23 protein-coding genes and 1 pseudogene are annotated in these 23,672 nt (G+C 64.7%); 13 read left to right on the top strand and 11 right to left on the bottom strand.

Going from position 1 to position 23,672, the window contains the following annotated elements; translation table 11 throughout:
• Positions 1-46 precede the first annotated feature (46 nt).
• On the top strand, positions 47-1,228 hold the full coding sequence (locus tag P9272_RS23045; protein ID WP_278162302.1) for an MFS transporter: 1,182 nt from the start codon (positions 47-49) through the stop codon (positions 1,226-1,228).
• A 29-nt stretch (positions 1,229-1,257) separates the two neighbouring features.
• On the opposite strand, the gene P9272_RS23040 is transcribed toward P9272_RS23045, so the two are convergent.
• The gene (locus P9272_RS23040; protein ID WP_278162301.1) at positions 1,258-2,634 is read right to left on the bottom strand and encodes a PLP-dependent aminotransferase family protein; all 1,377 of its coding nucleotides are present in this window, start codon (positions 2,632-2,634) and stop codon (positions 1,258-1,260) included.
• 116 nt (positions 2,635-2,750) lie between these two features.
• On the opposite strand from P9272_RS23040, the gene P9272_RS23035 reads away from it, so the two are divergent.
• Entirely contained in the window at positions 2,751-3,137 is a 387-nt protein-coding gene (locus P9272_RS23035) for a DUF983 domain-containing protein (RefSeq protein WP_128258309.1), read from the top strand.
• Between the two features lie 18 nt (positions 3,138-3,155).
• Here the strand turns inward: P9272_RS23035 and P9272_RS23030 are convergent, their stop codons facing one another.
• On the bottom strand, positions 3,156-3,713 hold the full coding sequence (locus P9272_RS23030) for a GNAT family N-acetyltransferase (RefSeq protein WP_128258310.1): 558 nt from the start codon (positions 3,711-3,713) through the stop codon (positions 3,156-3,158).
• 47 nt (positions 3,714-3,760) lie between these two features.
• Positions 3,761-3,871, bottom strand: a pseudogene (locus tag P9272_RS23025) (DNA helicase); the annotation flags it as partial.
• A gap of 243 nt (positions 3,872-4,114) precedes the next feature.
• On the opposite strand from P9272_RS23025, the gene P9272_RS23020 reads away from it, so the two are divergent.
• Positions 4,115-5,113: a hypothetical protein gene (locus P9272_RS23020; protein ID WP_278162300.1), complete on the top strand. Its 999-nt coding sequence runs from the start codon at positions 4,115-4,117 to the stop codon at positions 5,111-5,113.
• A 12-nt stretch (positions 5,114-5,125) separates the two neighbouring features.
• Here P9272_RS23020 and P9272_RS23015 read toward each other — a convergent pair whose 3' ends face one another.
• Positions 5,126-5,575 carry a GatB/YqeY domain-containing protein gene (locus tag P9272_RS23015; RefSeq protein WP_278162299.1) on the bottom strand — a complete coding sequence of 150 codons (450 nt, stop codon included), beginning with the start codon at positions 5,573-5,575 and terminating at the stop codon, positions 5,126-5,128.
• Between the two features lie 263 nt (positions 5,576-5,838).
• Here P9272_RS23015 and carA point away from each other — a divergent pair, with 263 nt between their 5' ends.
• Positions 5,839-7,044, top strand: a complete 1,206-nt coding sequence (gene carA, locus P9272_RS23010; protein WP_278162298.1) for a glutamine-hydrolyzing carbamoyl-phosphate synthase small subunit — start codon at positions 5,839-5,841, stop codon at positions 7,042-7,044.
• A 13-nt stretch (positions 7,045-7,057) separates the two neighbouring features.
• Here carA and P9272_RS23005 read toward each other — a convergent pair whose 3' ends face one another.
• The 4 genes from P9272_RS23005 to mntR all read right to left on the bottom strand — a co-directional run bounded on the left by P9272_RS23005 (position 7,058) and on the right by mntR (position 10,326).
• Positions 7,058-8,329, bottom strand: coding sequence for a TCR/Tet family MFS transporter (locus P9272_RS23005; protein WP_278162297.1), 1,272 nt, complete (start codon positions 8,327-8,329; stop codon positions 7,058-7,060).
• 166 nt (positions 8,330-8,495) lie between these two features.
• Entirely contained in the window at positions 8,496-9,410 is a 915-nt protein-coding gene (locus P9272_RS23000) for a neutral zinc metallopeptidase (protein ID WP_278162295.1), read from the bottom strand.
• Between the two features lie 174 nt (positions 9,411-9,584).
• On the bottom strand, positions 9,585-9,773 hold the full coding sequence (locus tag P9272_RS22995) for a hypothetical protein (RefSeq protein ID WP_128258316.1): 189 nt from the start codon (positions 9,771-9,773) through the stop codon (positions 9,585-9,587).
• A 94-nt stretch (positions 9,774-9,867) separates the two neighbouring features.
• Entirely contained in the window at positions 9,868-10,326 is a 459-nt protein-coding gene (gene mntR / locus P9272_RS22990; RefSeq protein WP_128258317.1) for a manganese-binding transcriptional regulator MntR, read from the bottom strand.
• A gap of 291 nt (positions 10,327-10,617) precedes the next feature.
• Between mntR and P9272_RS22985 the strand changes: the two genes are divergently transcribed.
• The 4 genes from P9272_RS22985 (at position 10,618) to P9272_RS22970 (ending at position 13,873) form a co-directional block, all read left to right on the top strand.
• Positions 10,618-11,976 (top strand): Nramp family divalent metal transporter, encoded by a 1,359-nt coding sequence (locus P9272_RS22985; RefSeq protein WP_278162294.1) that lies wholly within the window; start codon positions 10,618-10,620, stop codon positions 11,974-11,976.
• A 185-nt stretch (positions 11,977-12,161) separates the two neighbouring features.
• Positions 12,162-12,356, top strand: a complete 195-nt coding sequence (locus P9272_RS22980) for a hypothetical protein (protein WP_347404061.1) — start codon at positions 12,162-12,164, stop codon at positions 12,354-12,356.
• 135 nt (positions 12,357-12,491) lie between these two features.
• On the top strand, positions 12,492-13,142 hold the full coding sequence (locus P9272_RS22975) for a dihydrofolate reductase family protein (protein WP_128258320.1): 651 nt from the start codon (positions 12,492-12,494) through the stop codon (positions 13,140-13,142).
• A gap of 80 nt (positions 13,143-13,222) precedes the next feature.
• Complete coding sequence (locus tag P9272_RS22970) at positions 13,223-13,873, top strand: glutathione S-transferase family protein (RefSeq protein WP_278162293.1); 651 nt, start codon at positions 13,223-13,225, stop codon at positions 13,871-13,873.
• A 10-nt stretch (positions 13,874-13,883) separates the two neighbouring features.
• Here the strand turns inward: P9272_RS22970 and P9272_RS22965 are convergent, their stop codons facing one another.
• A complete protein-coding gene (locus tag P9272_RS22965; RefSeq protein WP_278162324.1) occupies positions 13,884-14,750 on the bottom strand; it encodes a LysR substrate-binding domain-containing protein in 867 nt (288 codons plus the stop codon).
• Positions 14,751-14,849: 99 nt separating this feature from the next.
• Here P9272_RS22965 and P9272_RS22960 point away from each other — a divergent pair, with 99 nt between their 5' ends.
• Positions 14,850-15,449: a LysE family translocator gene (locus tag P9272_RS22960; RefSeq protein ID WP_278162292.1), complete on the top strand. Its 600-nt coding sequence runs from the start codon at positions 14,850-14,852 to the stop codon at positions 15,447-15,449.
• Positions 15,450-15,641: 192 nt separating this feature from the next.
• On the opposite strand, the gene P9272_RS22955 is transcribed toward P9272_RS22960, so the two are convergent.
• Positions 15,642-16,436 carry an SDR family oxidoreductase gene (locus P9272_RS22955; protein WP_278162291.1) on the bottom strand — a complete coding sequence of 265 codons (795 nt, stop codon included), beginning with the start codon at positions 16,434-16,436 and terminating at the stop codon, positions 15,642-15,644.
• A gap of 185 nt (positions 16,437-16,621) precedes the next feature.
• Between P9272_RS22955 and P9272_RS22950 the strand changes: the two genes are divergently transcribed.
• Positions 16,622-17,086: a MarR family winged helix-turn-helix transcriptional regulator gene (locus P9272_RS22950; protein WP_278162290.1), complete on the top strand. Its 465-nt coding sequence runs from the start codon at positions 16,622-16,624 to the stop codon at positions 17,084-17,086.
• Between the two features lie 34 nt (positions 17,087-17,120).
• On the opposite strand, the gene P9272_RS22945 is transcribed toward P9272_RS22950, so the two are convergent.
• A complete protein-coding gene (locus P9272_RS22945; protein WP_278162289.1) occupies positions 17,121-18,299 on the bottom strand; it encodes an MFS transporter in 1,179 nt (392 codons plus the stop codon).
• A 192-nt stretch (positions 18,300-18,491) separates the two neighbouring features.
• On the opposite strand from P9272_RS22945, the gene P9272_RS22940 reads away from it, so the two are divergent.
• From P9272_RS22940 to carB, 3 genes are all read left to right on the top strand, one after another.
• Entirely contained in the window at positions 18,492-18,848 is a 357-nt protein-coding gene (locus P9272_RS22940) for a helix-turn-helix transcriptional regulator (protein WP_128258326.1), read from the top strand.
• 106 nt (positions 18,849-18,954) lie between these two features.
• Entirely contained in the window at positions 18,955-19,764 is an 810-nt protein-coding gene (locus P9272_RS22935) for an SH3 domain-containing protein (protein ID WP_278162288.1), read from the top strand.
• Positions 19,765-19,950: 186 nt separating this feature from the next.
• Positions 19,951-23,454 carry a carbamoyl-phosphate synthase large subunit gene (gene carB / locus P9272_RS22930; RefSeq protein WP_278162287.1) on the top strand — a complete coding sequence of 1,168 codons (3,504 nt, stop codon included), beginning with the start codon at positions 19,951-19,953 and terminating at the stop codon, positions 23,452-23,454.
• The last annotated feature ends 218 nt before the right edge of the window (positions 23,455-23,672 follow it).

Raw genomic sequence — 23,672 nt, 5'->3', positions numbered from 1 at the left:
CCGGGCGTGGTTTGAGGCCATGCATTCCTCGCCTATGTTTTGATCCATGCTGCCGCTGATTGCCCTTTTCCTTGCCGCCTTCGCCTTCGGCACCACGGAATTCGTCATCGCCGGCGTGCTGCCGGAGGTGGCGCAGGGTCTCGGCGTTTCGGTGCCGACCGCAGGCTATCTCGTTTCCGGCTATGCCTGCGGCATTGCCATCGGCGGCCCGCTGCTGGCGCTCATGACCAGCAAAGTCTCGCGCAAGACGCTGCTGATCGGACTGACGATCGCCTTCACACTCGGCCAGGTGGCCTGCGCGCTGGCGCCCGATTTCACCGCGATGCTCCTGCTGCGTATCGCGACCGCCGTGGCGCATGGTTGCTATTTCGGCGTCGCCATGGTGGTTGCGGTCAGCCTGGTTCGCGAGGACCAGCGCGGCCGGGCGGTCGCGATCATTCTCTCGGGATTGACGGTTTCCAACGTCATCGGCGTGCCCGCGGGCACCGCGATCGGCAGCCTGTGGGGCTGGCGCGCGACCTTCTGGGTAATGGGCGCGCTGGGCATCATCGCGATACTCGCCATGCTGGCGCTGTTGCCGCCGACGGCGGGCGCCGCCAACCGCCCAGCCGGCCTGGCGCGCGAGGTTCGCGTGCTCGGCCGTCAGCAGGTCTGGACCTCGCTGATCCTGATGCTGATGCTGATGATCGGCCAGTTTGCGCTGTTCACCTACATCACGCCGATGCTGCTCGAGGTGACCGGCCTCGACGAAAGCCTGATCCCCTGGGTGCTCTTGCTCAACGGCGTCGGTGCCACGATCGGCGTCCTGGTCGGCGGCAAGCTCGCCGACTGGAAGCTGATGCCCTCGCTCATCGTCATGCTCGCCCTGCAGGCGGTGGCGCTCGGCGTCATCCATCTTGTCAGCCCCTACCCGGTACCGATGATCGCGGCCATCGTCATCTGGGGCGGTCTCAATTTCGCCATCGGCGCGCCGATCCAGACGCGCATCCTGGCCTGGACGGCCGATGCCTCCAACCTCGCCTCCTCGCTGATCCCATCGGGCTTCAATGTCGGCATCGCGCTCGCCGCGTCGCTCGGCGCGGCGCTGCTCAACGCCGGCTACGGCTATCGCAGCCTGCCGCTCGCCGGCGCCCTGGCCATGCTGGTGGCGGTGGTGGTGGCTGTCGGGTCACAAGCCTGGGAATGGCGCAGCCGCGCGACGCCGCCGCTGCCGGCGGCGGCCGAGTAACGTGCCGCGCCAAGCTTCGGTTTGCCGCCTCAGACCTTTGGTCGCGAGGAGCCCGGCACTCCCGAAAGGATGGAAGCGAGGCTTTCAAGACCCTCCTTCAACCGTTCGCGGTTGGGGGTAGCGCCCAGCGCCAAGCGGAAGCCGTTGGCGAAGTCCGTCCCTATTGCGAACTCTTCCGCGGGGCTGATGGCCAACCCTCGACGGCGGGCAATGTCGGCAAGTTCGGCCGAGCGCAACCGGCTCTCCAGCGGATACCAGAGGTGCAGACTGGCCTCCGATGCCGGAAAGCCCTTGGGCAGGATGTTGCGCGCGATCTTCTGCCTGGCCTGTGCTTCGGCGCGCACGGCAGTGGTGATCTCATCGGCTAGGCCGCTTCGCAGCCACTCGCAGGCAAGGCCCGTCATCAGCGGCGGCGCCATCATGGTGGTGCCGCGTATCGCTGCCGCGATGCGATCGGCCGCCTGCGGGTCGGGCGCTGTCAGGAAAGCCGTACGCAGGAAAGGCGAGATACATTTCGCCAACGTCGCGACGTGAAAAGTCCGCTCCGGCGCCAGCGTCAGAAAAGCCGGGGGCGGTGCCGCCAGCAACCGGCTGTAGGGATCGTCTTCGACGATGGTCAGCTTGAGCCTGTCGGCCATGCGGGCAAGCTCGCGCCGCCTGCCTTCCAACATGACAGATGCGGTCGGATTTTGCAGCGTCGGGTTGAGGTAGAGAACCCGGGCGCCATACCGTCGCGCCGTCTCTTCGAGACGGTCTGGCAGCATGCCGTCACCGTCGTTCGCGACAGCGGCGAGCTTGCGCCGCGTGGTCCCGGCCAGGGCGATCAGCCCGGGATAGGTCAGCGGATCGGCAAGGATCGTGTCGCCCTCGTGGGTCTCTGACAGGACGACGGCCGCAAGCAACGCCTGCGCGCCCGAGCCGACAACAACCCTGTCGACCGGCAGCCTGTCTCCCGCCATGGTAAGCCATGACGAGCCGGCGGCGCGCTCCGCGGGCGAGCCGGGGCCGGGATGATAGGATAGCAGCGCTTCCGCGCTGGATCGTTTGAGCAACCCCTCAATGCCCGTCCTGATCAAAGCCGGCAGGTTGAGGCCGGAGGGCGCCGGCGGAATGTTCATGCTGAGATCGAGGACAGGCTCTTCTGGTTCGCCCGGCGTGACGAAGGTCCCCCGGCCCGCCGTCGCATCGATAAGGTTCCTGCGTCGGGCTTCGGAAAACGCCCGCGTCACAGTCGTAAGATCGACCCCCAGCAGCCGCGCGAGTTCCCGCTGCGGCGGCAGCCTGTCACCCGGCTGCAATCGGCCGTTAGAGCGGGCATCCGCCAGGGCATCGACGATCTTCAAATAGACCGGTCGCGGCCCTGTCTCGATAACCGGAAGCCAGCTGACACCAATTTCACCGGTCACTTGTCGTCCACCCATACAATTTGTCGCATTGTCTGCATACAATCATTGTATATGTATGTATCCGAGATCTCAAGAAACCGGCTTGGCCTTACGCGAGTTCCACTGGAGCGACGATCATGGAAGACCTTGCGCATTATCCACCACTGGTGCCCTGGCAAGTGGGAATCCGCGGGCGCTGTCCGCGCTGCGGAGAGGGCCACCTGTTCGACGGATTCCTGAAGCTGGCACCGAAATGCGATGTCTGCGGGCTCGACTATTCCTTTGCCGACCCCGCCGACGGCCCGGCCTTCTTCGTGATCTGCTTTGCCTGTGTGCCTTCGGTGCTGTTCGCCGTCTGGGCGCAGGTGACCTTCGAACCCTCCATGTGGTTCCACACCTTCGTTTCGATCCCGATCGTTCTCGCGACCTGCATTCCGCCGCTCAGGCCGCTCAAAGGCTGGCTCGTGGCAAGCCAATTCTACCACAAGGCGGAAGAAGGCAGGCTGGCAAGGCCCGGCGAGTGACCGCGCAACCGCTTCGATCTAAAGATCGATCCGATATTTGAGGCTTTCCGCGCCACCATAGGCGGCGACCTTGGCGAAGCGCCCGATAAGGATGCCGCCATTGGCGAGGATCACCTTCTGGGATGCAAGATTATCAAGGTCCGTGGTGATCTCGACATGATCCAGGCCCACTGCCCTCGCCTCGCCGAGCATCAGCCGCAACGCTTCGGTGGCGTAGCCGCGTCCCTCTTTCCATGGCACCACCGCATAACCTATATGGCCAAGCACGTGCGGCGGCAGCGCCGATGTGCCTCTTTGCCAGCGCAGCCCTATCGAGCCGACTGCCTCGCCGTCCCAGATCCAGCGCCGGAAGCCGGGCAGCCGCGGCACGGTCGTGCCGTCGGGCAAGGTGATGGGCGACCCCTTGGCCTCAAGGTCGTCCAGGCTGGCGAGAAATTCGACAGGATCTTTCTCGATCGCAGCGAGCTGTTCGCTCGTCGCTTCCAGCAGCCGCACATTGTCGGGCGACCATCCGCGCTCCAGCGCCGCCTTGTAGGACGGCAAATGTTCGAGCGCTGGTTTGACGATCTCGACCATGGTTCGTTTCCCTGTCGAGACCCAGATAGCCGCCACCCGGATGGCTCTCAAGTCGCCTGGAACTGGATTTCGCCCTTGTTCAGGAAACAGGCTTTGTCGAACAGCGACAGGTCGAGTGGGTTCGGCAACCGGATATCGCCGATATCTGGCAAATCCCTCCTTATGCGTAGCGCTCGAACAGGTGGTTGGTGATGGACTGCCCTGCATGAACAATGCTTCCCGATGGAGGGAGGAGGCGTGGGCGCGCCTGAATCAAATCGTAGCGCAATCGAAGCAGGTCGAAAATCCGACCTCCAAAAGTCGTCGCTAAACTAGAAGTGTTTCGCCGATGCGCGCGAGACCTTCTATGATCGGCCCGAGTGATTCACGGGTATGAGACATGCCGACAGGAGGGCAAAACGGTGCGGTTGACATCTGTTCCGCTGGGCGCGGCCATCTTCTGTCTTGTCGCGATCCTGGCCGCGCTGACGGCATCGGCCAGCTCATTTGCCGCCTTGCGGCCATCGACCATTCCCGACTGGTTGCAGCGCCATGTCGGCGATGGCGAAGGACAGATCTCTGAGGTCGTGCTGGAGCGGGCACGCGCGCTCTACCAGAAGAAGGTCAGAGACGGTTCGGTCAGCAACCCCTGCTATTTCGCCATGGATGCCACGCGCCCCGGTGACTTGGGCAACAGCGCGCTTGGCCAGCGCTATTACATCATCTGCGAAGCGAAGCAGATCTTCCGCGCGGTTTCCTCCGGCCATGGCGGCGGCCGCAACCTGAAAGGCGTCGCCGATTTCTCCAACGGCAGGCGTTGCGCGAAGAATTTCGGCAACGCGATGGATTCCGAGCTGACGGCCGGCGGCGCCTATATGACGGCGGAAACCAAGACGTCCTTCAAAGGCTACTATCGGATCGGCGCGCAGAACGCGGTGTTCATGCGCAGCTTCATCCAGTTCGACGGCGAAGGGGAAGCGGCGAACGCCAGGCAGCGCGTCATCGGCGGGCATCCGGCGGCCATCCTGAAGGGCTTGTGCATGCGCAAGAACCCGCAAAGCTCTTACGCCGACCATGACGGCTTTGTGCCCTACGGCAAGCTGGTGAATTACGCGGGCGGCCGCAGCAATGGCTGCACCAGCTGGTCGCCGGCCGATGCCGAGCAGATCATCCCCCTCGTGAAGAACAGCCCGACGACGCTCTACATCTATCCGGAATCGCGCGACATCGCCGCCGTTGCGCGCGCCAAGGCCGCAGGCCAGGCGCTCTCAAGTGCGGGCACCTATTGGAACGCCTCCTGCTTGAAGGAGATCGGCACGCCCAAATTCTGGCCCAAGCAGACGCTTGAGCCGATCATCGCGCAATACAAGAAGGACCATCCGGCGTCACCCCCGCAGCCGGTGCCGATCTGCCAGGACTAGCGAGGCCGGGCCCTACTGCAGCAGCCCCTTGATGATGGCGCTCGCCTTGGCGAAATCCATCTGGCCGGCATATTTCTGCTTCAGCGCGCCGATCACCTTACCCATGTCCTTCTGGCTGGTGGCGCCGGTCGCCGCGATCGCCTCGCGCGCCGCGGCCGTGATCGCCGCGTCGTCGAGCTGCGTCGGCAGGAACTCGCGAATGATCTCCATCTCGCCACGCTCCTGCGCCGCCAGCTCCGGCCGCTTGCCGTCCTCGAAGGCCTTGGCCGATTCCTCGCGCTGCTTCACCATCTTGGCAAGGATCTGCAGGATCTCCTCCTCGCTCGCCGGCGGCTTGCCGGCGCCGCGATTGGCGATGTCGCGGTCGTGGATGGCGGCCTGGATCAGCCGCAGCGTCGGCAGGCGGTGCTTGTCCTGCGCCTTCATCGCGCTCTTCATGGATTCGGCGATTTTCTCGCGCATTGTGCTTCTCCTTCGAATGCGGCGGACAATAGCTTCGTCGAACGGGTAACGCAAATTCCCACAAGCCACTGATATTGCTGGACGAATGGAAAACGGAGCTGGCTGACGGGTGTCCGCATTGACCGCTCCCGCGCCTTCCCCTATGTACTCAGTCCTGCATGAGACAATGAGTTGACGCGCGAGGGCTGGGACATCCTGCTTCGCGCGCTTTGCCGCGCGGGTGGTCCCGTTGACCAGTCGCAGCGCCTGACAGGAGCGCCGCCATGGCCACGACCACCGCCCCCTGGGCCACCGAAAAGCCGACCGCCCTTCTGGTGCTCGCCGACGGCACGGTGATCGAGGGCCGCGGTCTCGGCGCCACCGGATCGGCCGTTGCGGAAGTGTGCTTCAACACGGCGCTGACCGGCTACGAGGAGATCCTCACCGATCCATCCTACGCCGGCCAGATCGTCACCTTCACCTTCCCGCATATCGGCAATGTCGGCACCAATGACGAGGACATCGAGGATTTGCATCCGGCGGCCCGCGCCGGCGCGGTCGGCGCGATCTTCAAGGCCAATGTCACCGACCCGTCCAACTATCGCGCCGCCGGCCATCTCGACCAATGGCTGAAGCGGCGCGGCATTGTCTCGCTGTCCGGCATCGACACCCGCGCGCTGACCGTGCTGATCCGCGAGAAGGGCATGCCCAATGCCGTCATCGCGCATGCGCCCGACGGCGTCTTTGACATCGAGGACCTGAAGCGCCAGGCCGCGGCCTGGTCAGGCCTTATCGGCCTCGATCTCGCCAAGGAAGTCACGTCGGGCCAGTCCTCGGTCTGGCGCGAGACGCCCTGGATCTGGAACGAGGGCTATGGCGAGCAGGACGCGCCGTCGATGCATGTGGTGGCCATCGACTATGGCGTCAAGCGCAACATCCTGCGCCTGCTGGCGGGCCTGGGCGCCAAGGTCACCGTCGTCCCGGCCAAGACCGGTGCGGAGGAAATCCTCGCCATGCAGCCGGACGGCATCTTCCTGTCCAACGGCCCGGGCGACCCGGAAGCGACCGGCGAGTATGCCGTGCCGGTGATCCAGAACCTCTTGAAGACCGACATTCCGGTGTTCGGCATCTGCCTCGGCCATCAGATGCTGGCGCTGGCGCTCGGCGGCAAGACCGAGAAGATGCATCAGGGCCACCACGGCGCCAACCATCCGGTCAAGGACCACACCACCGGAAAGGTCGAGATCGTCTCGATGAACCATGGTTTCGCCGTCGACGCCGACTCGCTTCCGGAAGGCGTCGAGGAAACCCATGTCTCGCTTTTCGACGGCTCAAATTGCGGCATCGCGCTCACCGGCCGGCCAGTGTTCTCGGTCCAGCATCATCCCGAAGCCTCGCCCGGCCCGCAGGATTCGCATTACCTCTTCCGTCGCTTCGTCAACCTGATCCGCGAGCGGCGCGGCGAGGCAGCGATGGCAGAGCGCGCCTAACTCAACCACAAGCCTAAGCCGCTTCCGTCACCGCTGCTTCCTGCGTGTGCATGCGCTCGATTTCCTTCGGCGCCGGCCTGGCCACTTTCGTGACGAAGACGATGACCGCCAGCGTCAGGAAGATCGCGCCGAGAACATAGGGCGCGCCGCCGAACACGACCGGCGCGGTCGGGCTCGTGAACCATGAGAAGATCGCCGTATAGAGCAGCGGCGTGATGATCGAAGTGATCGAGAAGATGGAGGTCATCGCACCCTGCAATTCGCCCTGCGCCGAGGGCGGCACCTTGGCGGCGGCGAGGCTCCTGAGCGGCGGGTCGGCCAGCGCCTCCAGACAGCCGGCCACGATTACCGCATAGATCATCCAGCCCTGCGTCGAAAACGCATAGCCGAAAGCGCTGAGCGCGGTGAAAGTCAGCCCGATCGCCGCTGTCCTCCACTCGCCGAGCTTCGGAATGATGCGCGGCAGCACCGTCGCCATGATGATCGCGCCGCACAGGCCGAAGGCACCGAGCGAGAAGCCGATCTGCTGCTGGTTCCACCCATAGCGATAGTTGGAGACGAACGCCCAGACCGCCGGATACATCATATGGCCGAGCGTCATCAGGAAGAACACCAGCCCGATCCAGCCGATACCCGGATAATTGCGCATCTGCATCAGCGTGCCGACCGGATTGGCGCGCTTCCACTCGAAGTGCCGGCGGTGTTTTTCGTCCAGCGTTTCGGGCAGGAACACCATCGCGATCAGGAAATTCACGAAGGCAAGCGCTGCGGCGAAATAGAACGGCACACGCGGCCCGAACGTGCCGAGCAGTCCGCCCAGCACCGGGCCGATGACGAAGCCGACGCCGAAGGCGATGCCGAGCAGGCCGAAATTCTTCGCCCGGTTCTCGTCGTTCGAGATATCGGCGATGAAGGCCGATGTCGTCGAATAGCTGGCGCCGGAAACGCCGGCGAGCACGCGGCCGATGAACAGCATCGGATAGGACCAAGCAATGGCGCAGATCAAATTGTCGATCGAGAAGGTCAGCACCGAGGCAAGCAGGACCGGCCTGCGCCCGAAACGGTCGCTCAGGCCGCCGATGATCGGCGCGAAGAAGAACTGCATCGCAGCATAGACGAAGAACAGCCATCCGCCCTCGATCGCGGCCTCGCTGACGCTGACGCCGCTCAGTTCCTCCAGATAGGCGGGCAGCACCGGCATGATGATGCCGAAGCCGATGATGTCGAGCAAAAGCGTCGTGAAAACGAGCGCAAGGCCCCGCTTGGCGGTTCTCGAGTCGATCATGGTGACAAGCTCCTCATCCGCCCTGGGGGCACAGGCGGGATGGACCTTATAGGCGACGTCAGCGGCGGGAACAATCCGCGAACGAACGCAAATGTCTTATGCTGACATCACTTGCCAGCCTGCCGCCGATCGCGGACTGTCACGGAAAATGAAGCGGCAGCGCCTCTCAAATCGGACCGCTCATCGTGTTGCAGTCGGACAGCTTGCCGCTCTTGAAGCCCCGCGCCAGCCAGGTCTGCCGCTGCTGCGAGGTGCCATGGTTAAAGCTTTCCGGCACGACATAGCCCTGCATCTTCTTCTGCAGCGTGTCGTCGCCGATCTGCTTGGCCGCATTGAGCGCGCTTTCGATGTCGCCCTGCTCCAAAATGCCCTTCTGCTGGGTGAAATGCGCCCACACCCCGGCGAAGCAATCGGCCTGAAGCTCGATGCGCACCGACAGCTGGTTGGCGTCTACTTCGCTCATGCCCTGCCGCATCTGGTTGAACTTGCCCATGATGCCGGTGAGGTTCTGCACGTGATGACCGACCTCATGCGCCACCACATAGGCCCGCGCGAACTCGCCTGAAGCGCCGAACTGCTGGTCAAGCTGCTGGAAGAAGGTCATGTCGAGATAGACCTTGTGATCGCCCGGGCAGTAGAACGGCCCGGCCGCCGCCGAAGCGAAACCGCAGGCCGAACGAACCTGGCCGCTGAACAGCACCAGCTTGGGATCCTCGTAGGTCAATCCCTGGGATTTGAAAATGCCGGTCCAGGTGTCCTCGGTATCGGCAAGCACGGTCGCGACGAACTGCTTCATCTCGTCATTGGCAGGCGCGTTGCCATTGTCCTGCGTCTCGGTGATCTGGCCGCCGCCATCCGGCAGCAGACCGCCGTCGCCGCCACCGAGGATCTGCGATGGGTCGAAGCCAAAATACCATCCCGCGAGCACGACCAGGATGACCAGCAGGATGCTGCCGCCACCGCCGGTGCGGCCGCCGATTGGAATGCGGAACTGACCGCCGCCGCCCAATCCGCCGCCACCGCCGCTGTCGCTGCGGTCGTCCTCGATGTTGTCGCTCTGACGACGGCCTCTCCAAAGCATGGCAACTCCTCGCAATGCGAATATCCTGGAGGGGCTGGCCCGCGACCGCCCCGTGCTGACAACTATCGCAACGGCCAACCTAAGTCACAGAATTTTCGCGCCCGAAAAATGCGTGGGCCGGAGGAAACTCCGATCGGCTGGTTAATTCCACTCCCCATAAACAGGCCAAGAACCTCAGCTTTTCTGCTTGGCGCCGGCGCTCTTGCCGTCCGAACTCTTCGACCGTTCCTCGAAACGTGCCGCGCCCTTCTTCAGCGGATGGCCGGTCTCGGCCTCGGTCTTGCGTTCGTCGCCGGCGGCCGCCTGCTGCAATCCCCTGGCCGCCTGCTTTCCCTTGGCGGTCGGTGCCTGTTCGATGCCCATTGCTTCCTCCCTATGCGCGATGATCGCGCGATGTGGAAAGTAATGCGGCCAAGATCAGTCGGTTCCGTTTTCAAGCACTCAGGCCGATCGAACTCTACGCCCGGCGGTCCGTCATCGCCCGGCGGAAGGCGTCCAGCGTTTCGGCGCTGACATGGTGCTCGATGCCTTCGGCATCGATGCGCGCCGTCTCGGCGCTGACGCCAAGCGAGCGAAGAAAGGCCTCCACCGTCTGGTGGCGGATGCGGCTTTCCTCGGCGACCTTGCGGCCGGCCTCGGTCAGGAACACGCCGCGATAGGGCTTTCGCGAGACCAGCCCGTCGGCGCACAGCCTGGTCAGCATTTTGGCCACCGTCGGTTGCGCGACGCCGAGCCTTGCCGCGATATCCACCTGCCGCGCCTCGTTGCCGTCTTCGATCAGATCGGCGATCAGTTCGACATAGTCCTCGACCAGCGCGCTACGGCGCGCCTGGCGCTGCTGCCGGAATCCTTCCGAATGGATTTCGGCATCGGGAAGCGGCTCTTCGCGTCGAACCGGTTTGTTCCTCAGCGCCAATATGCGCTCCTCCTGGTAGCCCCTAAAGCCTGATGCCGAAAAGTGCGAACCGGTTTCGGACGACATCATGCTCTGTCGCTTTGAATCGGATCGCATCCATAGCACGAACCCCTTACGGTCCGGCCGTTTATTTGCATTACCGGCCAGGCTCAACCGAAGTTTGCGGTCACCCGCCTTGGAACCTGCTTCGGTTGATCACGAAAGCATGATCAATAAAATATAGCATATTGCATAATGTTGAGCTATGGCATAGATTAAGGGCACGTTCGATACGTTCCGGCGGAAATATCCATGTCTGATGCCGACGCAGCAACCGTAGCCCGACCCGCGTGGCGGTTCGACAGGCCGGACGACGTGCAGCCCAGCCTGCGCGAGGTGAACGCCTCCATCGCGGTGCCACGGAGCGGCGTCTGGTTCCGCCGCCTGTTCGCCTTCATGGGACCAGGCTACATGGTTTCGGTCGGCTACATGGACCCGGGCAACTGGGCGACGGACCTCGCCGGTGGCGCGCAGTTCGGTTACACCCTGCTTTTCGTCATCATGCTGTCGAACCTGATGGCGATCCTGCTGCAGGCGCTCGCAGCGCGTCTCGGCATCGCCACCGGCCGCGACCTCGCCCAGGCTTGCCGCGCTTATTATCCGCGCCCCGTCAATCTGATGCTCTGGATCGCCTGTGAGCTGGCGATCATCGCCTGCGACCTCGCCGAGGTCATCGGCACAGCGATCGCGCTGCAGCTTCTGTTCGGCATTCCACTGATCGGCGGCGCCATCCTCACTGCGCTCGACGCCTTCCTGGTGCTCCTGCTGATGAACAGGGGCTTCCGCTATCTCGAGGCCTTTGTCGTGGCGCTGCTGATCATCATCTTCGGCTGCTTTGCCATCCAGATCTTCGTCGCCGCACCGCCGGCCGGCACGATCCTGCATTCGATGTTCGTGCCGTCATCGCAGATCGTCGCCAATCCGGCGATGCTCTACATCGCCATCGGCATCATCGGCGCGACGGTCATGCCGCATAATCTCTATCTGCATTCCTCGATCGTGCAGACCCGCGCCTATGAGCGAACCGAGACCGGCAAGCGCGACGCCATCAAATGGGCGACGACGGATTCGACCATCGCGCTGATCCTGGCGCTGTTCGTCAACGCGTCGATCCTGATCGTCGCGGCAGTCGCCTTCCACGATACAGGCCATCACGAAGTTGCCGAGATCGGCCAGGCTTTCGAGCTCCTGTCGCCGCTTCTCGGCCTGAGCATCGCCTCGATCCTGTTCGCCGTCGCGCTGCTCGCCTCCGGCCTCAACTCGACCGTCACCGCAACCCTTGCCGGCCAGATCGTCATGGAAGGTTTTCTGCGCCTGCGCGTCCCGCAATGGGCGCGGCGTCTCCTGACGCGCGGCATCGCCATCGTCCCGGTCGTGGCCGTCACCGCGCTCTACGGCGAGAAGGGCACGACCGAGCTTCTTGTGTTCAGCCAGGTCGTGCTGTCGATGCAACTGCCCTTCGCCGTCATACCACTGGTGCAGTTCGTGTCGGACAGGAAGAAGATGGGCAGTTTCGCCATACCGCGCAGCGTTGCGGCGCTGGCCTGGGCGGTGGCGGCCGTCATACTCGTTCTCAACTTCAAGCTGCTCTACGACACCATCGCCGGCTGAGCGCGACATTCCAGCCGGACGCGCTATTCTTGGCGCATGGCCGACACGGACGAAGCCCGCAGATTCTACGCCAGGCTGATGGCCGCGCAGGCACGGTCGGCCGATCCGCGCATCGAGGAGGTGTTCGCCTCGGTCTTGCGGCCCTCGTAACCCGCCTGGAAAACGGCTTTGCCTGCCGGCCCTTCATGGGCTTTCGGTTCATCCCTTGCGTCGGCGCCTCCGCCGCCGAGCCGGGCGCGAAAATACCGACCCTCGAGCGCGCCGCGCGCACCCGATCGATCTGGCTCAGGAAAGACAAGGCGCCCGACCGCACCGCCACCGCCGTTTTCGGCGATGTCTGGTGCTCGTCACGGATCATTCGCGCTGACAACACGCGGTAGAAATTCGCGAGGCCGTGTCGGAAAACGGCCTTGCCGTTCGTCCTAGAAGCATGATCCCGAAAAGTGGGAATCGGTTTTCGGAGACCAGGCCAGATCCGGCCGCGAGGGCGCGGATCAGCGAAAAGGAAAAGATAGATGCGCAAGATCATCGCCGCCACATTCGTCAGCCTCGACGGTGTCATGCAGGCGCCAGGCGGGCCGGAAGAGGATCCGGTCGGCGGCTTCAAATTCGGCGGCTGGACCTTTCATTATTTCGACGAGGTGGCAGGCACCGCAATGGAGGAATTGTTCTCCAAACCCTTCGCCCTCCTGCTCGGCCGCAGAACCTACGACATTTTCGCCGCGTACTGGCCATATCAAAAGGATCAGATAGCGGACGTCTTCAACCCTGCGATCAAATATGTGGCGACGCACCGGCCGGATTCGCTGACCTGGCAGAACACGCAGTCGCTCGGACCGGATGTCGTTGCTAGGCTTAAGGAGATCAAGCAGGAAGACGGGCCGGACCTGCTTATCCAGGGGTCAGGCAATCTAATCCAGACCTTGCTCGCCAAAGGGCTGATCGATGAGATCCGGCTGATGATCTTTCCGCTGCTGCTCGGCAAGGGCAAGCGGCTGTTCGGCGACAACGCGATGCCAGCGGCCTTCAGGCTCGTCAAATCGCAGGCTTCCACCACCGGCGTCATCATGGCGACCTATGAGCGCGCGGGCGAAATCCGCACGGGCTCGTTTGCCCAGCAGGAGCCTTCCGAAGCCGAGCTCGAACGACGCAGGACCTGGAAGTAGCATTGGGATGCGGGCGGGCCGGCCTCGCCGACGCCTCGCCCACGACCGATGCCTTTCGACGCCATGATCAGGAGCCGCCGATGAAACTCACCATCACCGCCTTTGAACGCTCGCCCGATGGCGGCAGAGGGCTGGCGCGCGACATGCAAGTGCGCTGGGCGCTCGAGGAAGTCGGACAACCTTACGACGTTCGTCTCATCTCGTTCGCTGCGATGAAACAACCCCCGCATCTAGCGCTCAACCCGTTCGGCAGTATCCCGACTTACGAAGAAGGCGATCTCGCTCTGTTCGAGTCAGGCGCGATCGTCCTCCACATCGCGGAGCGTCACGCGGGCCTCTTGCCGGACGATGCGAACGCCCGGGCGCGCGCGGTTGCCTGGATGTTCGCCGCCTACAGCACGGTGGAGCCGCCGATCCTCGAGCGCGCAACCGCCGTGATCCTGGAGCGCGATGCGCCGTGGCACGATAAGCGCTTGCCCCTGGTAGACGACCGCATCCGCAAGCGGCTGGGCGAACTCTCCCGCCATCTCGGTGATTCCGACTGGCTCGATGGCGACTTCAGCGCCGGCGGCCTTGTCATGGTGGCCGTGCTGCGCCGACTGCTCAGATCGGGGCTGCTGAACGAATTTCCGAACCTTGCCGCCTATGTCGCCCGCGGAGAGACGCGGCCGGCCTTCAAGCGCGCTTTCGAAGCGCAAATGGCGGTCGCCATGGCGGCAGCGAATGGCTGAGGCGCTCGCGTTACGCCGCCTGGCGATAGCGGGAAAGACCCTCGCGGATGTGGCTGGCAAAAGCTTTTGCCGCTGGCGCGGTGGCATGCTTTGGCAGGTGCAGGTTGACGGAGAAATTCGGCAGCGCCGGAAGACCGGCATCGGACAGGATGTCGAGATCGGCCGGCACCGTCGAGGCAAGCCAGGTGGTGACGGCAAGGTCGGAGCGCACCGTAGCGGTCGTCGCGTCGATGTTGCCGTTCTCGAACACGGTGCGCCAGTCGAGCCCGTGCTCGCCGAGCGCCGCCAGCACTGCCGGGCGGAAGGCGCAGGTGTCGGCGACGATCGAAACCGGCAGCGGCCGCTTCAGCCGCGCCGTCCCGGCTCTGGCGCCGACCCATACCAGCCGGTCGACGAGCAGGCATTCGCCGGCGCTGGGACCGACGCGCTCCTCGATGACGGCCAGGTCGATCGTGCCCGCCGCCAGGGCCGCCGCGAGTTCCGGTGACGAGGCGCAGACCAGCGAGATCTCCACCTGCGGATAGGCTTCGGCATAGGCTTTCAGCACGGGCGCGAGCAGGGTGCCGACGAGATCGTAAGGCACGCCGATCCGCACCTGTCCGGCAACCGCCCTGCCCCTGATTTCGGCGAGGATCTCGTCGTTGAGCTGCAGCAGGCGCCTTGCCTTCTCGAGCAGCCGCTCACCCACCTGCGTCAGCTTGAGGCCGCGGCGATCGCGCTCGAAAACGCTTTGCCCCAGCACCTCTTCCAATCGTTTGACCTGTTGGCTGACGGCGCCTTGCGTCAGGTGGAGCGCGTTGGCGGCCGCCGTCATGCTGGCCTTGTCGGCCGTCGTGACGAAGGTGCGGATGAGGGTCGTGTCGAGATCGCGGATCATGGCCTGCATTATAAACTCTAATGCTAACTATATCAAACATTGCATTTACTGATGCTGCCAAGCGCCTAAGCATGCCGGCTTCTTTGACTGGGAAGCCGCATGTCCGAAACCATCATCCCGCTCGTCCTGTTTGCGCTGATCTCGACCTCGACGCCCGGCATTGCCACGACGTTGTCGACCGCCTCCGGCGCGCAATTCGGCTTTCGCCGGTCGGTGCCGCTGATGGCCGGCAGCGCCGCCGGGCTGGCGACCGTGGCGGCCGCTGGCGCGGCAGGCCTCGCCGGCCTGCTTGCAGCCGTGCCGTCCCTGCAACTCGCCATGAAGATAGCAGGCTCGCTCTATCTGATCTGGCTGGCCATCAAGATTGGCCGCAGCGGTCCGCCCAACCTCGACATCAGCATGGCCGGGCCGAACAGCTTTTTCGGCGGCGCCGGCATCCAGTGGATGAACCCGAAGGGCTGGGCAATGGGGCTCGGAGCCGCCGCGTCCTTCGCGGCGCTCGCCGACGGTCCCTTGCAACTCGCGCTGCTGCTCGGCACCGTCTTCGGCCTGGCCGCAACCTTCTCGTTGTCGCTGTGGTGCGCGGCGGGAACCCTGCTTGCGCGTCTGCTCAAGACGGAGCGCCAGTGGCGCGCGCTCAACATCGTGCTTGGCCTGCTGCTGGCCGCCTCGATCCTGCAGATGTGGCGGCCAGTATAAAACACCGGTTCCTCGCCCCCACGAAGGTGGGGGAGAGGTGCCTCGGCGAAGCCGAGACGGAGAGGGGGACTCGCGCCACCGCAACCAAGTATTCGGCGACAAACTCGCCCTACGAAGCCCCCTCTACGGCCGCTTCGCGGCCACCTCTCCCCCGCTTTGCGGGGGCGAGGAAAATCAGCGCTGCCGCAATCTTCAGACCGCGTAGCGCGCCGCCGGCTTGCCGGAGAACAGGCTGCCGAAGAACTGGTCCCTGGCGCCGAGATAGGTCGTCAGCCCGGCTGAGTCGGCAAGGCCGGGCGCGGTGACGGTCTCGCCCTGGGCGAAGCCGGCAAGCGCCGCGTCGACCAAATCGTCGGCGCTCATGATCCAGTCAGGATTGATGCTGTCGAGGCTTATACCGGAGACGTCCCACAACTCGGTGCGGATCGGACCGGGCACGACGGACTGGACTTTCACATTGGTGCCGGCGACTTCCTTCTGCAGCGCTTCGGTGAAGTTCGCGACATAGGCCTTGGTGCCGCTGTAGATGCCACCGACGGCGATGCCATAGGCGACGACCGAGGCGATGTTGATGATCCCGCCGCGATTGCGCGCAAGCAGGCCCGGCAGCACCGCGCGGGTCAGCCTGGTCAGCGCAATGACATTGACCTTGATCATGCGCTCCGCCGTGTCGGCGTCGGCGTCGGCAATCGTCTCCAGACCGGCCACGCCGGCATTGTTGATCAGCAGCGTCACGCTGTCATCCATCGCGACCGCCTGCTCGACGCGGCGCAGATCGGCATCGACCGCAAGGTCGGCGACGATCGTCTTGACCTTGCGGCCGTAGGCATAGGCGAGCCTGTCCGCCACCTCCTGCAGCCGGTCGGCGCGGCGCGCCACCAGCACCAGATCGTAGCCCTGCCCTGCCAGCCGGTCCGCATAGACCGCGCCGATGCCCGACGATGCGCCGGTGATGACGGCCGTACCCTTGTTGTCCTTCGTGCTCATTGTCCTGTTCCTTTGTTTACTTCGCCCAGCGCCGGTGATCGCATCATCCGCCGAGTCCCACATTTCTTTTAGTGGCATATGCCACTTTTTCCGAAGTAGGTATATGCCACTATCTTGTCAACGGCAGCTGCAAAAACTATTTCTGCGGCAGGCCGGCGCGTCTTTGCGCCGGCAAGGAGTGACCAATGACCGAAGCTCGCAAGCCCGGATTCAGCGATTGCAACAATGCCACGCTGCGGCGCGCCGCGCGCAGCCTCGGCCGCTTCTACGACGACGCGCTGGCGCCGTCGGGCCTCAAGGGCACGCAGTTCGGGCTGCTTTTTCAGATCCATGTCAGCGATGAGCCGGCAATGGGCACCATCGCCGAGGCGCTGATCATGGACCTCTCGGCGCTCGGACACACGCTGAAGCCGCTGATCCGCGACGGCTATGTCGAGACCTTTCCCGACAAGGACGACCGCCGTGTCAAGCGCGTGCGGCTGACGCCACAAGGTCAGGCCAAGCTCGACGAAGCGCTCAAGCTCTGGAGAGTCGCGCAGCAGCAGTTCGAGAAAAAGGTCGGCGCGGAGCAGGCGGCAAAGCTGCGCGCCGCACTGGACGCCGTGGCCGAGCTCGACCTGGAAATGCCGGCGGCCGCTCCTTCTGTCTGAAGAAGCGGCCGCCAATCAGGCTCTGTGTACCGGCTTACTCGGCTGGCATTGCGGCAGGGCTAGCCAACATCCGACCGGCCAGCACGACGCCCAGGCCGACGATCGGGAATACCGCCGCAACCAAGCCGAGATCGGCCGGGACGCCGAAGCGCAGCACCGCGGCGCCGACCACCGCGCCCAGCGCGACGCCGAGATAGAGCGCCGAGGCGTTGAGCGACAGCACGATGGGCGCGGCATCGGGCGCAAGCTTGATGATGCGGCTGGCCTGCGCCGGCGGGAAAGCCCAGCCGACGATACCCCACGGCACCATCATGGCCATCAGCGCCGGTCCGGCGAGATGGTGCGGCAGGAAGGCCGGGATCAGCGAGAAGGTGACGAGCATCGCGGCCGACAGCGTCAGCGACCAGGCGACGGTGCGTGTGGCGCCGAAGCGGTCGGCGGCCTGCCCACCGGCGATATTGCCGATGACGGCGCCGACGCCGAAGGCGAGCAGCATGCCCGGCAGCGCGATCGGCGAGAGCCCGCCGCCTTCGATGGCCAAAGGCGCGATGAAGCTGAACACCGTGAAGGCTCCGACCAGCGCGAGCGCCGTCGTCAGCAGGATCGGCATCACGCCGGGGCGCACCGCCGCCGCCAGCCTGCGCTTCAGCGGCAGCCTGGTGCCGATGATGCCGCGCGGCAGCCGCCACCACAGGATCGCGCCGGACAGCGCGCCGAGCGCGGCGATGGCGAAGAACGTGCCGCGCCAGCCGGCGATCGCCGCAACCAGCGCGCCGAGCGGTGCGCCGACGGCGACGGCCACCGTGGTGCCGCCGACGACGACAGCAATGGCGCGCGCCCGGTGATGGTCGTCGACCAGCGCCACGGCCGTGCCCTGCGCCGTCGCGGCGAACAGGCCGGACGACAGAGCCATGACGATGCGCGCGATCAAAAGCAGCTCGAAGGACGAGCTCACCGCCGCCACCAGATTGCCGATGACGAAGAAGACCAGCGTCCACAGGATGACGCGCCGCCGGTCCCATTCGCCGGTCAGCGTCGCCAGCACCGGCGCGCCGATGGCATAGGCGAGCGCGAAGGCGGTGATCAGCGAGCCGGCGAGCGGCACGGAAATGCCGGCGTCGGATGCAATGTCGGGGAGAAGGCTCGAGATGACGAAGCCTTCGGTCGAGATCGCGAACGACCCGAGCGCCAGCCAGAAGATCCGCTTGTCCATGAGAATTGTCCTTAGTTCAAAAGTTATTGAACAATTGGACATAACAAGGCATGATGTCAACCGAGCTGGGAGAAAATAGCTGAACCCTGCTGACAGCCCTGTGTCAGGACCGGACCGGACGAAAGAGGCTATATCTATCGGCGGAAAGGGAGCCGCGTTGAAGTTCGTGCCGTTTGTGCTTAATTCTGGGTCATGAGCCTGCCCCATCCAACCGCCGACCAGATCAGCCTGCCGATCGTGCTTGCCGTGCTCGGCGACCCGACCCGGCTTTCCATCGTGCGCTATCTGGCTCGCAAGGAAGGCGTGCCGATGAACTGCAGCAAGTTCCTCGACCTCGCCTCCAAGACCAATCTCAGCTACCACCTAGCCAAGCTGCGCGAGGCGGGCGTCACCCGCAGCGAAGCGGTCGGCACCAGCCGCCTGATCACGCTGCGCCGCGCCGACCTCGACAAGCGTTTCCCCGGCCTGCTCGACAGCGTGATTGCCGCGGCTGACGGCGACAAGGATCTGCCGGCGGTCGGCACCGCCGACATCGAGCTTTCGGCCTGAGCGAGATTTGCGCGTCCCGAGCCTCACAATCGCCGCTAAATTCAGGATGACATCCGGCGGACCCGCCGCCTATATCTGATTGCGCCTGGGACATTGCAGCCAAAAGATGAAGCGCAAAGCTACGCTCCGACCGACGCTGAAGACACTCTTGGCCGCTCCATTGCTGCTCACCCCCCTGTCGGCCCTGGCTCAGGATGCCCCCGGGACAATCATCTCGATCATCGGCGGCCTCGCGCCGGATGATTTGCTCAACATTCGCGCTACCGCTTCAGCGGGCGGAAAGATCGAAGCGCGCCTGCCCAACGGCGCGGCGCTGAAGAATTACGGCTGCAAGACCGTCAACAACAATCCGTGGTGCAAGGTCGAGGACACGCAGGACGCCCACATAACCGGCTGGGCGCCGGCGCGCTACCTCAGCCCCAACAACCCTGCGTCGCCCCCTGAAGACACCGCAGCGCCGTCGGCCGTGGCTGCCGCGCCTCAGCCAGCTCCCGAAGAACCGCAGCCCGACATAGCGGCGCGCCTGGGCGGCGGCGAGCCGGCCGACCCACCATCCGCCGCCGAGATCGGCAGGACCGCCATGCAGGACGCCTACCGCCTCGCCTTCGCGACCTCGGCTAGCGCCGAGCCCGACGCCCCTGCCCCCCACGCCGCAGGCGGCATCCCCTGCGCGCGCCGCATTGGCCAGCCAATGACCCGCTGCGACGTCAGCGTTGCCCGCAAGGACGGCGACAGCACGGTGACCGTGACCTGGCCCGACGGCGGAGCGCGCGTCATCATCTTCCATGGCGGCCAGCCGGCCAGCTCGGATTCGCCCGACGAATTGCGGTTCACGCGTGAAGGCACGCTGAACATGATCCGCGTCGGCGTTTCCGAGCGTTTCGAGATCACGGACGAACTAGCGCTGGGCGAATAGAGGGATTAGGCCGTCGGGGAAGACCGATCCGCAGCTTACTCCCCTTCATTTTCGGGGTTACATCCCGCAAAACTCTTCCCTATAAGGCCCTCCTAGCCTGATACCAGAATCGCAAGCACAACCGGCCGGGTCCTCCCCCCGTCCCGGTTTTTCGTGCAAGCCGCTCGCCGAACGGATTTTTCGAATATGCCAAGACGCACCGACATCAAGTCGATCCTGATCATCGGGGCCGGCCCCATCGTCATCGGCCAGGCCTGCGAGTTCGACTATTCCGGCACCCAGGCCTGCAAGGCGCTGAAGGAGGAGGGTTTCCGCGTCATCCTGGTCAACTCCAACCCGGCCACCATCATGACCGACCCGGAGCTGGCCGACGCGACCTATATCGAACCGATCACGCCCGAAGTGGTGGCCAAGATCATCGCCAAGGAGCGGCCGGACGCGCTGCTGCCGACCATGGGCGGCCAGACGGCGCTGAACACGGCGCTGTCGCTGCGGCGCATGGGCGTGCTGGAGCGCTATCAAGTAGAGATGATCGGCGCCGATGCGCATGCCATCGACAAGGCCGAGGACCGCGCGCTGTTCCGCCAGGCGATGAGCAAGATCGGGCTGGAGACGCCGCGCTCGATGCTGGCCAACGCCACCGACGTCAAGAACGCCGACCGCAAGACGCATGAGGCCGAGCGCGCCGCGCTCAAGGCGGAAAACCCGGAAAATCTCGACGCCGCGCTCGACGCGCTGGAAACCCGCTGGAACCTCGGCGAAGGCGACCGCAAGCAGCGCTATATCAGCCACGCCATGGCGATCGCAGCCCAGGCGCTCGACCATGTCGGCCTGCCGGCGATCATCCGCCCCTCCTTCACCATGGGCGGCACCGGCGGCGGCATCGCCTACAACCGCGCCGAATTCTACGACATCGTCCAGTCCGGCCTCGACGCCTCGCCCACCACCGAGGTGCTGATCGAGGAGAGCGTGCTCGGCTGGAAGGAGTATGAGATGGAGGTCGTCCGCGACAAGGCGGACAACTGCATCATCGTCTGCTCGATCGAGAACCTCGATCCGATGGGCGTGCACACGGGCGACTCGATCACCGTGGCCCCTGCCCTGACGCTCACCGACAAGGAGTATCAGATGATGCGCAACGCCTCGATCGCGGTGCTGCGCGAGATCGGCGTCGAGACCGGCGGCTCGAACGTGCAGTTCGCCGTCAACCCGGCCGACGGGCGCCTCGTCGTCATCGAGATGAACCCGCGCGTCTCGCGCAGCTCCGCCTTAGCCTCGAAGGCAACCGGCTTCCCGATCGCCAAGGTCGCGGCCAAGCTTGCCGTCGGCTACACGCTGGACGAGCTTGAGAACGACATCACCGGCGGCGCGACGCCGGCTTCCTTCGAGCCGACCATCGACTACGTGGTGACGAAGATCCCGCGCTTCGCCTTCGAGAAATTCCCCGGCGCCGAGCCGGTGCTGACCACCGCCATGAAGTCGGTGGGCGAAGTGATGGCCATCGGCCGCACCTTCCAGGAATCGCTGCAGAAGGCCTTGCGAGGACTGGAAATCGGCCTAACCGGATTGGACGAGATCGAGATCCCCGGCCTCGGCCACGGCAGCGCGCCCGCCAGTCACACCGACGATCGCAACGCGATCCGCGCCGCGCTCGGCACGCCGACGCCGGACCGGCTGCGCATGGTGGCGCAGGCGATCCGCATGGGCACCTCGCTGGAAGACGTGCACGCCATGTGCAAGATCGACCCGTGGTTCCTCGAGCAGATCGCCGGCATCATCGCCATGGAGGAGCGCATCCGCGAGCACGGCCTGCCGCAGGACGCCGTCAATCTGCGCATGCTGAAGGCGATGGGCTTTTCCGACGCCCGTCTCGCCTCGCTGACGAAGACCGATGCCGAAGCTGTCCAAAAGGCCCGGGAGAAGCTCGACGTTCATCCGGTCTACAAGCGCATCGACACCTGCGCCGCCGAGTTCGCCTCGCCGACCGCCTATATGTACTCGACCTATGAAGTGCCTTTTGTCGGCGAACCCGCCAACGAGGCGCGCGTGTCGGCGCACAAGAAGGTCGTCATCCTCGGCGGCGGCCCGAACCGCATCGGCCAGGGCATCGAGTTCGACTATTGCTGCTGCCACGCCGCCTTCGCGCTGCGCGATGCCGGCTATGAGGCGATCATGGTCAACTGCAATCCGGAGACCGTCTCGACCGACTACGACACCTCCGACCGCCTCTATTTCGATCCGCTGACGGCGGAGGACGTGCTGGAGATCCTGCGCGCCGAGCAGGCCTCGGGCGAGCTGGTCGGCGTCATCGTCCAGTTCGGCGGCCAGACGCCGCTGAAGCTGGCCGACGCGCTGGAGAAGGCCGGCATCCCGATCCTCGGCACCTCGCCCGACATGATCGACCTCGCCGAAGACCGCGACCGCTTCCAGAAGCTGCTGCACAAGCTGAACCTCACCCAGCCGAAGAACGGCATCGCCTATTCGGTCGAGCAGGCCCGCCTCGTCGCCGGCGAGCTCGGCTTCCCGCTGGTCGTGCGCCCCTCCTATGTGCTCGGCGGCCGCGCCATGCAGATCATCCATGACGAGAGCATGCTGCAGACCTACCTGCTCGACACCGTGCCCGGCCTGGTGCCGGAGGACATCAAGCAGAAATACCCCAACGACAAGACCGGCCAGATCAACACGCTGCTCGGCAAGAACCCGCTGCTCTTCGACACCTATCTCAAGGGCGCGATCGAGGTCGATGTCGACTGCCTGTGCGACGGCAAGGAGACCTTCGTCTCCGGCATCCTGGAGCATATCGAGGAGGCCGGCATCCATTCTGGCGACAGCGCCTGCTCGCTGCCGACGCATTCGCTGCACCCGGACCTTGTCGACGAGCTGGAGCGCCAGACCGCGGCGCTCGCCCGCGCGCTCAATGTCGGCGGCCTGATGAACGTGCAATACGCCATCCAGGACGGCACGGTCTATGTGCTGGAGGTCAACCCGCGCGCCTCACGCACCGTGCCTTTCGTCGCCAAGACCATCGGCCGCCCGATCGCCAAGATCGCCGCCCGCATCATGGCCGGCGAGACGCTGGAAAACGCCTTCGCCCATTACGGCGCCATGCCCGACCCGCGCAATCCCGGTCACATCGCGGTCAAGGAAGCCGTCTTCCCCTTCGCCCGCTTCCCCGGCGTCGACATCCTGCTCGGTCCGGAAATGCGCTCGACCGGCGAGGTCATGGGCCTCGACCGCGATTTCGCGCTGGCCTTCGCCAAGAGCCAGCTCGGCGCCAATGTCGACCTGCCCCGCTCCGGCACGCTGTTCGTCTCGGTGCGCGACGAAGACAAGAAGGGCATCCTGCCGGCGGTGAAGCGCCTGGCCGAGCAAGGCTTCAAGGTGCTCGCCACCTCCGGCACCGCCCGCTTCCTCGCCGAGAACGGCGTGGTCGCCGAAAAGATCAACAAGGTGCTCGAAGGCCGCCCCCACATCGAGGACGCCATCCGCAACCGCCAGGTCCAGATCGTGTTCAACACCACCGATGGCCAGAAGGCGGTGTCGGACTCAAAGTCGCTGCGCAGGGCCACGCTGATGCAGAAGGTGCCGTATTACACGACGCTGTCGGGGGCCGCGGCCGTGGCCGAGGCGATTGCGGCGCTGCGGGCGGGGAACCTCGAAGTGCGGCCTCTGCAGGAGTATTTTGCTTAGGGGGATGGCTGAATCTTTACCCTCTGTAGGGGAGATGGTCAGCAGGCCAGAGGGGCTGCCCAATCGATTTGGCTGGCTAGCTTTTCAATCCTGTTCCCAGCAAAGACGGTATCACGCCTACGCGAACACCAGGCTACTCCCAGTTGTCACGCTCCGCGTCTCAAACTGATCGACGATCACCTGCCGGAGATTCCGCTCCGAGATACTATATTGTTTCC

It is taken from the genome of Mesorhizobium sp. WSM4976, assembly GCF_029625685.1.
Classification (GTDB): domain Bacteria; phylum Pseudomonadota; class Alphaproteobacteria; order Rhizobiales; family Rhizobiaceae; genus Mesorhizobium.
This window is presented reverse-complemented; position numbering and strand designations above follow the sequence as displayed.

Bases quoted from the DNA above. Each gene is read 5' to 3' on its own strand.
- P9272_RS22970 (WP_278162293.1), top strand. From the start codon at position 13,223: ATGAAACTCACCATCACCGCCTTTGAACGCTCGCCCGATGGCGGCAGA.
- P9272_RS22950 (WP_278162290.1), top strand. From the start codon at position 16,622: ATGACCGAAGCTCGCAAGCCCGGATTCAGCGATTGCAACAATGCCACG.
- P9272_RS22945 (WP_278162289.1), bottom strand. From the start codon at position 18,299: ATGGACAAGCGGATCTTCTGGCTGGCGCTCGGGTCGTTCGCGATCTCG.
- P9272_RS22940 (WP_128258326.1), top strand. From the start codon at position 18,492: ATGAGCCTGCCCCATCCAACCGCCGACCAGATCAGCCTGCCGATCGTG.
- P9272_RS22985 (WP_278162294.1), top strand. From the start codon at position 10,618: ATGTCTGATGCCGACGCAGCAACCGTAGCCCGACCCGCGTGGCGGTTC.
- P9272_RS23015 (WP_278162299.1), bottom strand. From the start codon at position 5,575: ATGCGCGAGAAAATCGCCGAATCCATGAAGAGCGCGATGAAGGCGCAG.
- P9272_RS23045 (WP_278162302.1), top strand. From the start codon at position 47: ATGCTGCCGCTGATTGCCCTTTTCCTTGCCGCCTTCGCCTTCGGCACC.
- P9272_RS22935 (WP_278162288.1), top strand. From the start codon at position 18,955: ATGAAGCGCAAAGCTACGCTCCGACCGACGCTGAAGACACTCTTGGCC.
- P9272_RS22955 (WP_278162291.1), bottom strand. From the start codon at position 16,436: ATGAGCACGAAGGACAACAAGGGTACGGCCGTCATCACCGGCGCATCG.
- P9272_RS23035 (WP_128258309.1), top strand. From the start codon at position 2,751: ATGGAAGACCTTGCGCATTATCCACCACTGGTGCCCTGGCAAGTGGGA.
- P9272_RS22975 (WP_128258320.1), top strand. From the start codon at position 12,492: ATGCGCAAGATCATCGCCGCCACATTCGTCAGCCTCGACGGTGTCATG.
- P9272_RS22995 (WP_128258316.1), bottom strand. From the start codon at position 9,773: ATGGGCATCGAACAGGCACCGACCGCCAAGGGAAAGCAGGCGGCCAGG.
- P9272_RS22965 (WP_278162324.1), bottom strand. From the start codon at position 14,750: ATGATCCGCGATCTCGACACGACCCTCATCCGCACCTTCGTCACGACG.
- P9272_RS23030 (WP_128258310.1), bottom strand. From the start codon at position 3,713: ATGGTCGAGATCGTCAAACCAGCGCTCGAACATTTGCCGTCCTACAAG.
- P9272_RS23000 (WP_278162295.1), bottom strand. From the start codon at position 9,410: ATGCTTTGGAGAGGCCGTCGTCAGAGCGACAACATCGAGGACGACCGC.
- carB (WP_278162287.1), top strand. From the start codon at position 19,951: ATGCCAAGACGCACCGACATCAAGTCGATCCTGATCATCGGGGCCGGC.
- P9272_RS23005 (WP_278162297.1), bottom strand. From the start codon at position 8,329: ATGATCGACTCGAGAACCGCCAAGCGGGGCCTTGCGCTCGTTTTCACG.
- P9272_RS22980 (WP_347404061.1), top strand. From the start codon at position 12,162: ATGGGCTTTCGGTTCATCCCTTGCGTCGGCGCCTCCGCCGCCGAGCCG.
- P9272_RS22960 (WP_278162292.1), top strand. From the start codon at position 14,850: ATGTCCGAAACCATCATCCCGCTCGTCCTGTTTGCGCTGATCTCGACC.
- carA (WP_278162298.1), top strand. From the start codon at position 5,839: ATGGCCACGACCACCGCCCCCTGGGCCACCGAAAAGCCGACCGCCCTT.